Below are 10,894 nucleotides of genomic sequence, written 5' to 3'. Positions count from 1 at the left end.
TTCGGACTCAGACATGCACTCGTATCTACCGGCAATATGTATTTCATAACGAAATTTTCGTTAATGTCAATATACCATCAGGCTGGTTGTGACCATAGCTCTGCGCTCCTGATATTTTTTTATATATTATGATAATGGTGGACGACGAAGTTCGTTGTCCAGTTCGGACTGATCGATAGCGATCGTCTTTGTATTCTTGATTTTTTCTACACGTCTCTTCCGGTGACGCTTATGGATATGTTTGATCAGAGTGATGATCAATAATAAGATAACACCGATACTGATCAGAACAACAGATAAGCCATAACGATCCAAAATCTTATCAAAAAGATTGTAATTATCTTCCTGCCAGATATTCTCCTTTTCCAGAGTTGACTGGATACTGTTTATACTGTGCATTGTTCCTTTACAGGTTGGGATTCCCGGCAGCCAGTCAGATGCTGGCGTCAGATTATTTGCCTGTTCACTTGTAATATTGAAATAATCGTAGATCAGGACATTTTTACCGGACGTTGTCTCAGGATCATCATATGCAAGATCGACAATGTACCAGCCATCATCAAGACATACCATGTTCCATGCGTGGGAATTATAGGTTTCAGAATCCTTGTCTTCTTCAGAAGATGATGTCACATTTCCTTCTACATAGATGCATTTAACACCGAGATAGTCCATAACGGCTTTAAATGCTTTAGCATATCCAAATGAAGTCGCACTTTTATGTTTGGAGTTAAATACTCCGTCTAAACTGTAGCACCATGAATCTCCGGAATGAGAAGCTTCGCTTTCCGTATCAAAATAAGTATCATCAATAATTGCATTATGGATCAGATATTCTTTTTGGTAGTCAGGAAGATCTTTATCTAAATTATCTGCATAATTGGAGATGACAATATTTGCATTATTTCGGATAATCTCCCGGGTATTCCCGTTTGCATAATCATCATAGCAGATGATCTGTACTTCATAGCAAACCGAACCGCCATCTAAGGATTTAGCATTGTATTTGAAATCAGGTGACATCCAGAAATACATTGGGTTATCTGCAAGAACTGCATTTACAACACTCTGCATACCAGATGCGCCAATAACTTCCCAGTTTTTACTGGTTACATTAATCGTGAATGCTTTGTAATAATGAGTTTCGCCTGATTCACGATACTCCGCATTCTGATTGGATTCGTGGTAGGCGGTAGCTGCTTCTTGTAGCTGATTATATACATTTTTGTATGCATCATTGTCAAACCTGTTATAATAATACTTCGTTGTATCAATATCTGCATAGGTATTGGTCTCTTCTGTCGTATCATCCGTTGTATTATCCGCGGCAAGTATGGTCATATTCGGTAATACAAGGATAATTGTCATCAGAAATAGTAGTAATTTCTTTCTCATAAACACACCCCGATCCATATCTTTTACGATGAAAAGATTATAAATTTATACTTTGTCATTTTACCACAGAGTGGAAATTATTACCAGTAAAAAACGCTTTTCTGTAAGCCTGCCCAATAGATTTCGGACTAACGCTTGAAATGGGAATGAAAAATGTGTAATATTGACTAAACATAGAGTAAAAATAATGAGTATGTTACAGAAGGAGTGCTGATATGGGAGCATCAAGTTGTGATTTATGTGCACATTACGTGTATGATGATGAAGATGATTTTTCAGAGTGTATGGTGAATATGGATGAGGATGATTATGCCAGATTTATAACCAGTTCATATGAAAGTTGTCCGTATTTCCAGTTGGATGATGAATATAAAGTAGTTCGAAAGCAGATGTAAGAAAAGCACACGTTGGCTGAAGAAGTATATATAAAATATACTATCAGACAATGTGTGCTTTTTATATAAGAATCGGATGCAGTCTGAAATGAGAGAGCGCCTGATCTGTGATCACGCGTGATCCTCCGGCGACTTTTTGAAGGATTCCACCAGATCGGTCAGATATACATATCGATCCATCAGGTGTTCCAGCTTCATTTCAGCCGATTCTTTTTCAGCCATCAAGTGATTCAGCTTTGTAAAATCAGTTGCGGCAGCTGCAATCTCACGATCTAATCCGTCTATCTTTTCTTCGCAGATCATGATATCGTTTTCAATATTGTCATATTCACGCTGCTCATTAAAGGATAATTTGGTCTTTGTGCGTTTTGGTGCAGCTTCTTTTTTGGAAGCATCTGATCTTTCTGTGACTGATGGTGTATTCTTTCGTGAAGCCGTAATATTTGCTTTGCCTGCACATTCAGTGTCACTTACAGATTTCGCTGAATTTGCAAATGAACCATGTTCCAGATAATAATCGGTATAACTTCCTTCGAACTGGTTGATGTGTCCTGTTCCGTCATAGACGAATAAACGTCTGACAACACGATCCAGAAAATAACGGTCATGCGATACAACGATCAGGATACCGGGGAATGAGTCCAGATAATCTTCCAGAATGCAAAGAGTTGATATGTCCAGATCATTGGTAGGCTCATCTAAGATCAGAACATTCGGAGAACCGGCAAGTACTTTTAACAGATAGAGTCTTCGTTTTTCACCACCGGATAATTTACCGATCTTCTGATACTGAAGGGTCGAGTCAAATAAAAATTCTTCGCATAGGGTAGAAGCAGGCATATATCCGTCAATTGTTCGGATGAATTCTGCCTTTTCCTTTACATATTCCAATACACATTTATTATCATCTAAAGGTTCATTCTCCTGAGAGAAATAACCGATATTTACCGTTTCTCCAACCTCGATATAGCCACTGTCCGGTTCCAGAATACCCGTGATCAGTTTCATCAGTGTGGATTTGCCGCAGCCATTTGGACCTGTAATACCGATCCTGTCGGTTCTTAAAAAGTTATATGAAAAATGCTCAATCAATGGATGAGACATTCCCGGAAAACTCTTTGATATGTCGTGCAGCTCGATCGTTTTATTCCCTAGCCGGGTCGTGATCGAATTTAAGGTTACGGATTTATCCATCTCGATCGGTTTCTCGGCGGATAGAACTTCAAATCGCTTAATATGTGCTTTTTGTTTGGTGCCTCTGGCTCTTGCGCCGCGTTGGATCCATGCAAGCTCTTTACGAAGGATTGTCTGGTGTTTTCTCTGAGTGGCCAGAGCGATATTTTCCCGTTCTGCCTTAAGGGCAAGGAAGCCTTCATAGTTTGTTTCATAACGATAGATGTATCCTTTATCGATCTCTGCGATCCGGTTTGTTACACGGTCAAGGAAATATCTGTCATGAGTGACCATGACCAGTGCACCTTTATAATTGTTCAGATATTCTTCCAGGTATTCCGTCATATCGTTGTCCAGATGGTTCGTTGGTTCGTCTAAGACCAGAATATCACAGTTGGACAGCAGAGCGGCAGCAAGTGCAACTTTTTTCTTCTGACCGCCGGAGAGGGTGGAAACCGGAATACCGGTATCGTTAAAGCCGAGCTGATCAAGAATTGCTCTGGCATCACCTTCAATGCTCCATTTATTTTCTTCCGTGCTGTTGGCGGTTATAACATGTTCGTATATTGTTTCATTGTCGTCAAATGTCGGGCTCTGTGGAAGATAATTGACAACAATGTTGTTCCCACGCACTACAAGCCCTGCGTCACAGGTATCTAAACCTGCGATCATTTTCAATAAGGTTGATTTTCCGGTTCCGTTGATTCCGATTACACCGATCTTATCACCACTGTTGACGGAGAAATCAGCTCCCTTGAAAAGCACTTTATCTGTATACGCCTTGTGGATATTTTTCATAGTTAATAAGTTCATTTGTATTTCCCAAACCATTCTTTATATTTGTTTCTTATAGAATAGACTGTTGATATTATGTGGCAGTACACTACTACTATACTGGAAACTGCACTTATTTTATGATGGTTTCCCGGCTACGTCAATAAGAGTTTTACGCACACTTGCCTCCGTGCGTTTAAAATATATAAAACAGATAAGAGATTATTATTTTACACAAAAAAATGCAGGAAAATGAAAAAAAGGATATCCGAATATTGTGACCGGATATCCTTTTTTACGACTGCTCTTATAGCTCCTGTTTGTCGTATATTCCTTTTATTAAATGTAAGTTGCCTTATGCGACTGCTGGTTCAGCAATGAAAGGCTTCAGTGTTGACATATATGAATCGGAAATACCATCATAGAATTTTACGGTTAATTCATCTCTCAGATCGAGACTGATAACACCAAGAATAGATTTTGCATCTACCATATAGTTTTTGTTTGTAGCTGATATATCGACATCGCCATGATATCCTCTCATTACATCTACAAACTGCTTTACTTCATCAACGCTGCTTAATTTTACTTTAATGTCAGTTGATTTAGCCATAAAACTCGCCTCCTTGATTTGTTGAACAATTTATAATCCTTTTTTTTGCTAAAGTCAAATTATGAAAGTGTGAACAAAAAGCAAAATTATTACCAATTTCTAAAATTTTTTAAAGTGAATAGAAATTTCAGCTTAAAGAAATTCAAAAATCGTCATTTTTTAGTTAAGGATATTCATTTATATGTAGTAAAACTGTAATGGTGTTACAAATTGCTATGAAAAATTTGTACAAAATAGGAGAAATTGGTGATTTTGGTGTATATTTTCGGTATAATACAGGTAAATAGCAGTTGATATGTATCTGCTTTTGTACAAATAGCTGTAAAAAAACAGGGATTGATCGGAACAAAAGCAGACAGAAACGGAGGTGGAAGTATGATCTATCAGGAAGAATCAGGACGGGAATATCACATAAAGACCGGGAAGAACGAGATCGGAAAATATGTGATCCTGCCGGGGGATCCGAAGCGGTCAGCGAAGATCGCAGCTTATCTGGATGATGCAAAGCTGGTTGCGGACAACCGGGAATTCGTGACATATACCGGATATCTGGAGGGCGAGAAGGTCAGTGTAACATCGACCGGTATCGGCGGACCATCAGCAGCGATTGCATTGGAGGAACTGGTGCATTGTGGCGCAGATACATTTATAAGGGTTGGAACCTGTGGCGCGATGCAGTTAGATATCATGGGAGGAGATATCGTGGTGGCAACCGGTGCTGTTCGGATGGAGGGTACATCAAAGGAATATGCTCCGATCGAATATCCGGCTGTTGCAAGCTATCCGGTCATTCAGGCACTGACAAAAGCCTGCGAGACGACGGGAGTCCGATACCATACCGGAGTTGTTCAGAGCAAGGATTCCTTCTATGGACAGCATGAGCCGGGAACCAAGCCGGTGTCCTATGAACTGGAAGCCAAATGGGAGGCATGGAAGCGGATGGGCTGTCTGGCGTCCGAGATGGAGTCCGCGGCGTTATTTATCGTAGGGGCTTATCTGGGTGTGAAGGTCGGAGCCTGTTATCTGGTGGTTGGAAATCAGGAGCGAAAAGCAGCGGGACTTGAGAATCCACTGGCATACGATACGGACATGGCAGTAAAGACCGCAGTTGAGGCAGTCCGGCAGTTGATTCTGGATGCAGGGAAAGAATAAAATCTATTAATATAAGTAAGAAGTTATTGAAAAAAATGTTAAAACATATACAATGTTTATAACGGTATTTGGTAAATATTAACAAAAAGAACCTGACGATATAATTTTTCGGGTTCCAAAATATCAGATAGGAGGTCAGTAATGGACAGAAAGGATTTGGAAGCAAAGGTTTTACAGGCTGTAGCTTGTGTTATGCCGGAGATTGACATCAGCAAGCTTGACATGACAGCCGAGTTGACAAAAGAATATGGGGTTAATTCTGTATCGATTATTCAGTTGATCGTAGAACTTGAAAATGATTTCAATATTGAATTTCAGGATTCAGAACTCGCATTGGGTTTGTATTATGATATGAATGATGTGGTTGCCGCTGTTGCAGCCAAGTTGAACTAGAGAAGATAAGGGAGGTATAATCATGAGCAATAAAAAGATATTGCCGGTCAGCTACCCAATGATTACATCATGGCAGTGGCATGCAACATTATTCTCAATTCTGGGGGATGACGAAAAGGCTAAGAACTGGATCTTCAGCAATTACATCCAGCTTAGATGTTATAATATTGAGGAGATTTTCACAGGAGATGAGATGCTTCTGGCAGATATGATGCCGGGAAGCAGTTCTTTGAAGGAGTGTCCATATCTTCTGTTCTCACTGATGACAAAAGAGCAGGTAGAGAGCTACTGTGGAGATATCATTAACTTCATTATTAAAACGATCGACCTGAACGGATATGTCTATGGTGTATTTGACGAGGCAAAGATTCTGTGCGATTCCGGTGCAGATTACAAATTCCCACATGAGTTATTTATCTTTGGCTATGATAAGGATAAGGAAGAATTTCATGTTGGTGATTTTACGTTTGGTGAGCATTATTCTTATTCAACTGTATCCTTTGAGGATGTTAAACGGGGTTACGATATCATAACAGCATCCGAAGATCATATGTTTAAGGATGATTATAAAGGCAGACGTGGTTTATATGTGATCCAGAAGAATACCGCTGAGATGTATTATGATCTGGATGTGGCATATATTAAGGATACATTGGTTGAATATCTGGACGCAAAGGATTCCAAGAATCATTTCCGTATGATGAGAAATCGTTTCTCAGATACAGTATTCGGTGTAAATGTATACGATGCAGTATATAAGCAGATCGAAAAGCAGCTTTCAGGAGATGAGCCTGATTTTGATATCCGTGCACTTCACCTGTTATACGATCATAAGGTTCTGATGAATGAACGCCTGAAGTATATGATGGCAAAAGGTGTGTTGGCTTATGATAATGAGATTCTTGACGAGTACATGGAGGTTGTCAACAATATGCTGACAGCAAGAAACCTTCTGATCAAGACATCCATCACAGGAAATGTGAACTGCCTTGATCGTTTTGAGAAGTATATCATGACCGCAAAGGCCAAAGAGATTGAGGTCCTCAACAAGGTTGTCGAGAGACTTTAAAGTAGCAGACGAAAACACCACGGTGTATGGTCAAGTGACGAACTCAGGCTGGGCTTATATTATTATGAAGCAAACCTTTCCGAGCGTCGGTACTTAGGCTGCGCCTTGTGCAGCCTTATGTACCGCTACGCCGAGGAATAGAGCGAAAGCGTTTTGCGTAATAATAGATACAAGCCCAGCCTGAGTTCTGTTTCTTGAAATGTATATACCGTGGTGTTTTCTGTTTGTGGAAGAGTCAAAGACAGAAAAATATAGCCGGCTGTTCGGCAACAGATATTTTCATGAAGCAAGCCTATTCAAATGTCGGTTCTTAGCGATCCACGGAAGTGGGAGCTTAGTACCGTTACATGAGAATAGAGCGGGAGCGTCTTGCGGAATGAAAAGTATCTGAGCCGGACAGCCGGCTATATTTTTCGTCCATCTATTTCACTATATGGATCTCTGAAGGCTGATAGTAAAAGCTGTCGGTTGCGATATAGCGGTTGCGGTAGTCAGGATCTGTGGTTTCTGCGTCATCATCCGTATGAGCAAGGACATCGTAGGATACGATGCCTTTGGTGGACACTTCCTTTATGAGCAGATAGGAAGCACCTTTTAAGGATATCGGTTCATCGGTGAGGGTGGCTGCTTTTTGTGTGTCGCTCCAAAGTACGGTATTGTCATCGGACATACCATAGAAGGTGTAGCTGTCTACAGGATCAGAAATGGATCGTACCGTAAGGGAGATCGTATTCGTTGTAGTGGCATTGGAATCGATGCCCGATTCTGTGTAGCTTTCAGAGAAGGATTGAGTCGTTGATTCGCCTTCGTTCATGATTGAAACAGGAGAGCCGGGTGTTATAAAGAGATCACCATTTTCTTTCTGATAGATTAGATTCAGATAGATATAATAAAGATCTGAATCTGTGGAATAATCTGTTTTGTCCGGATCAACATAGAGAGTGCCGGAAAGGGATAAGGAAGCTTCTGTGGTACCATCGGGTGGATACATATAATTGCTTTGACCGATTAGTGTATGGGATGAAGACTCATAGGAGGTAGTGCTCGTTCCATCGGAACCGGAAATGTTTATAGATGGTTCAGCCATCATATCGGAACAGAACGAATAATAAAAATTTCCTTCTTCTTTGGATACATCAACTTTAATTGCAGCCAGATAGCAGCCGGAGATATCGGGATTATTCGGTTTGAAAGTATCTGTTTTCTGATCATATGTGCAGGAAGTCGGTTCTTCCTGATCATCCAGAGGTGTTGCTGTACAATAGATACCAACCAGATGCTTGGTAACTGCAGATGGGGTATTTTCTTTCTTTGCAAGCTGACAGCCGGAAAGGACAGTCAGAACTAAAAGGGTCAGTATACTTATAGATAAAAATTTCTTCATGCTTCTTCCTCCTCATCAAGATTTCCGTCAAATGACAGAATATCGCCTACATCACAGTGCAGGTAGTAACATATTTTATTGATGGTTGTAAATCGGACACCTTTTGCTTTTCCGCTTCGCAAAATGGAAAGATTTGCTTCGGTTATGCCGATCTTTTTGCATAATTCTTTAGAAGTCATATTATTTTCTTTTAAGACTTTTTCCAGATTGATCTTAATTGCCATATGAAACCTCCGTATTAAATGAATGCTTCATTTTCTTCTTCCAGCGTGTGTGCTGTCTCGAATTTCTTTGCAAGGATAAATGCCGTTACGGTCAGAAGTATCTCTATAATAGGAAGAGATACGGTAAAGGTCGTATCTGAAAGTGACGGAAGCATAAGAAGCTGCAGGATGTTCCGAACAACTTCAAGTACTGCCGTAATGCAGAGAACTCTTACACACAGATGGGAGAGTGCCCCTGCATCCTGGATCGTCTGATCGGTGAAATGATTGTCTTTCAGAGAACGACACAGCCGGAAAGATGCGATCAATACCCAGATGAATAACAGGGATGGAACCAGGTCGCAGAGGAGTAACGGAATGCGGTCAGGTTGAAATGATCCCATGCTGCCATTATCAAGCATAACAGCACCATCTTCTGATGATATGATCCGGGAATACAGGTCGGGACCTGTTTGATCTGCAGAAGCCCATAGTTTTGGAAGCTTTATGAAACAGATATTAATGATTGTTATGATCATTACAAGAATGATGAAAACCTGAGCGATCTTTGCCAGATTGATCTCATTTGCATGCCGGATCATGGCAAGAACCCGGAGAATGATGTAACAGATAAAGATGGACCACAGGGTTGTCGATATTGCCAGATCGATCATAGGTATCGAATAACGAAAATAGGGGGTCATAAGCCCCGGATTTATCATCAGGTAAATGCCGATAAAGAGGGCAGCAGAGCATACGAGTAACAGATAGTCTGCACGGATCTTCTTTTTCCTCAGACAAAGAAGCAGAAATGCGATTGCCGGGAGACAGCAGATAATGATATAAAGTATGATCGCGATACAGTTACCGGAGCTTCCGGATAATGAAAGCTTTCGAAGCCATACTGCGATCCATTCAAACGGAGTTGTAAAAATCTGATTCATGGTTATATCCTTTCTGATAGCTGATTTTATCTAAAAATTATCGAAAAACAATAATTACAGTTTCAAAATATCATTAAAATTATCGTTTGTCAATAATTTCTATGGATTGTGAGCTTGATTCATTTATGCAGGTCTAATATAATAGAAATTGCCGTGTTCAGATTTCGTATCATTTGATTGAAGGATAAAATGATCGTTGGCATTTCGGCACCGGCATAAGGGAACATGGGAGAGTAACATTCTCAGTGACGATAAATAAATGTTTGTGAGGCAGAGATATGATTTATTCTTATCCGGATTATTATAAAAAGTTTAGATGTATAGCGGACAAATGCCCGGACACCTGCTGTTCTGACTGGCAGATCGTGATTGATGATGAATCACTGGAAAAATATCGAAATTACGCAGGAGAATACAGGCAGACACTTCATCGGAATATACAGTGGGAAGAAGGCGTATTCGGACATAACCGGAAGGGCAAATGTGCATTTTTGCGGGATGATGGACTGTGTGATATGTATAAGCATATGGGAAAAGACAGCTTATGCACAACCTGTCGGGAATATCCAAGGCATACGGAAGAATTTGAAAATATAAGAGAGATTTCATTATCGCTTTCCTGCCCGGAGGTGGCAAGGATATTGATGCAGAAGACAGATCCGGTAACATTTGTCTGTGAAGAAGACGATGAGGAAGAAGTATTTGAGGATTATGATTATTTCCTGTTTTCCAATCTTGAGGATATCCGGGAGGAGATTTTGAAGATTACCCAGAACCGGGAAGAAAGTCTGAAAGCAAGGATCAGAAAAGTATTGCAGATCGGTGCTTCCGCACAGAGACATTATGAAGAAGGGGATCTGATCGACTGGGGTGAATGTGAGGATACAGATAAAGTCTGCGTGAAAGATGAATATGAACTGTTCCGGAAGCATATGAGATTCCTGTCAGAGGAGCTGGAGCTGTTATATCAGGACTGGGATGATGTGTTGGTGGAATCCGAAGTGCTTTTGTTTGATCTGGGGGAAGCCGGTTTCACAGAGAATAAGAAACGATTTCTGTCATGGTGGGGAAACAGCAGCCTGCCTTCACTTGAGATCGTGCTGGAGCAGATCGTTGTTTATTTTATTTCGATCTATTTGTTAGGTGCGGTCTATGATGGGAATATTCTTGGTAAAATAGATTCCGCGGTGGGACATGTGACAGTAATCTTCCTGCTGCTTCTCGCCAGATGGATAAAGTGCAGTGAGAAGTTAGAGATGGCTGATCTGATCGAACTGGTGTACCGGTATTCCAGAGAGATCGAACATTCGGATGAGAATCTCGACCGGGTGGAAGAACTGGACTGGTTTATAAGAATATAATTTGAATTTCAGTGAACTCTATAGCATACTATAGGATA

At 40.5% G+C, this 10,894-nt stretch carries 11 protein-coding genes; 5 read left to right on the top strand and 6 right to left on the bottom strand.

Annotated features, from left to right (window positions below):
- Positions 1-126 precede the first annotated feature (126 nt).
- Positions 127-1,395, bottom strand: coding sequence for a transglutaminase domain-containing protein (locus CLOL250_RS02890; protein ID WP_044944690.1), 1,269 nt, complete (start codon positions 1,393-1,395; stop codon positions 127-129).
- A gap of 215 nt (positions 1,396-1,610) precedes the next feature.
- Between CLOL250_RS02890 and CLOL250_RS02885 the strand changes: the two genes are divergently transcribed.
- A complete protein-coding gene (locus tag CLOL250_RS02885) occupies positions 1,611-1,790 on the top strand; it encodes a DUF6472 family protein (RefSeq protein WP_008400542.1) in 180 nt (59 codons plus the stop codon).
- A gap of 111 nt (positions 1,791-1,901) precedes the next feature.
- Here CLOL250_RS02885 and CLOL250_RS02880 read toward each other — a convergent pair whose 3' ends face one another.
- Both CLOL250_RS02880 and CLOL250_RS02875 read right to left on the bottom strand, forming a co-directional pair.
- Positions 1,902-3,776 carry an ABC-F family ATP-binding cassette domain-containing protein gene (locus CLOL250_RS02880; RefSeq protein WP_044944689.1) on the bottom strand — a complete coding sequence of 625 codons (1,875 nt, stop codon included), beginning with the start codon at positions 3,774-3,776 and terminating at the stop codon, positions 1,902-1,904.
- 316 nt (positions 3,777-4,092) lie between these two features.
- The gene (locus CLOL250_RS02875; protein WP_008400539.1) at positions 4,093-4,350 is read right to left on the bottom strand and encodes an HPr family phosphocarrier protein; all 258 of its coding nucleotides are present in this window, start codon (positions 4,348-4,350) and stop codon (positions 4,093-4,095) included.
- Positions 4,351-4,725: 375 nt separating this feature from the next.
- Here CLOL250_RS02875 and udp point away from each other — a divergent pair, with 375 nt between their 5' ends.
- From udp to CLOL250_RS02860, 3 genes are all read left to right on the top strand, one after another.
- Positions 4,726-5,502 (top strand): uridine phosphorylase, encoded by a 777-nt coding sequence (udp, locus tag CLOL250_RS02870; protein WP_008400538.1) that lies wholly within the window; start codon positions 4,726-4,728, stop codon positions 5,500-5,502.
- 141 nt (positions 5,503-5,643) lie between these two features.
- The gene (locus CLOL250_RS02865; protein ID WP_008400537.1) at positions 5,644-5,895 is read left to right on the top strand and encodes an acyl carrier protein; all 252 of its coding nucleotides are present in this window, start codon (positions 5,644-5,646) and stop codon (positions 5,893-5,895) included.
- Between the two features lie 22 nt (positions 5,896-5,917).
- Positions 5,918-6,964, top strand: coding sequence for a hypothetical protein (locus CLOL250_RS02860; protein ID WP_008400536.1), 1,047 nt, complete (start codon positions 5,918-5,920; stop codon positions 6,962-6,964).
- A gap of 421 nt (positions 6,965-7,385) precedes the next feature.
- On the opposite strand, the gene CLOL250_RS02855 is transcribed toward CLOL250_RS02860, so the two are convergent.
- From CLOL250_RS02855 to CLOL250_RS02845, 3 genes are read right to left on the bottom strand one after another with little or no spacing between them, the layout of a single operon-like run.
- Positions 7,386-8,348, bottom strand: a complete 963-nt coding sequence (locus CLOL250_RS02855) for a hypothetical protein (protein ID WP_008400534.1) — start codon at positions 8,346-8,348, stop codon at positions 7,386-7,388.
- A complete protein-coding gene (locus CLOL250_RS02850; protein WP_008400533.1) occupies positions 8,345-8,572 on the bottom strand; it encodes a helix-turn-helix domain-containing protein in 228 nt (75 codons plus the stop codon). The genes CLOL250_RS02855 and CLOL250_RS02850 overlap by 4 nt, the downstream gene beginning before the upstream one ends.
- 14 nt (positions 8,573-8,586) lie before the next feature.
- On the bottom strand, positions 8,587-9,495 hold the full coding sequence (locus tag CLOL250_RS02845; RefSeq protein ID WP_008400532.1) for a DUF2975 domain-containing protein: 909 nt from the start codon (positions 9,493-9,495) through the stop codon (positions 8,587-8,589).
- A 278-nt stretch (positions 9,496-9,773) separates the two neighbouring features.
- On the opposite strand from CLOL250_RS02845, the gene fliB reads away from it, so the two are divergent.
- On the top strand, positions 9,774-10,856 hold the full coding sequence (gene fliB, locus CLOL250_RS02840) for a flagellin lysine-N-methylase (protein WP_008400530.1): 1,083 nt from the start codon (positions 9,774-9,776) through the stop codon (positions 10,854-10,856).
- Positions 10,857-10,894 lie beyond the last annotated feature (38 nt).

The organism is Clostridium sp. L2-50, from assembly GCF_000154245.1.
In the GTDB taxonomy this organism is placed as follows: domain Bacteria; phylum Bacillota; class Clostridia; order Lachnospirales; family Lachnospiraceae; genus Coprococcus.
This window is presented reverse-complemented; position numbering and strand designations above follow the sequence as displayed.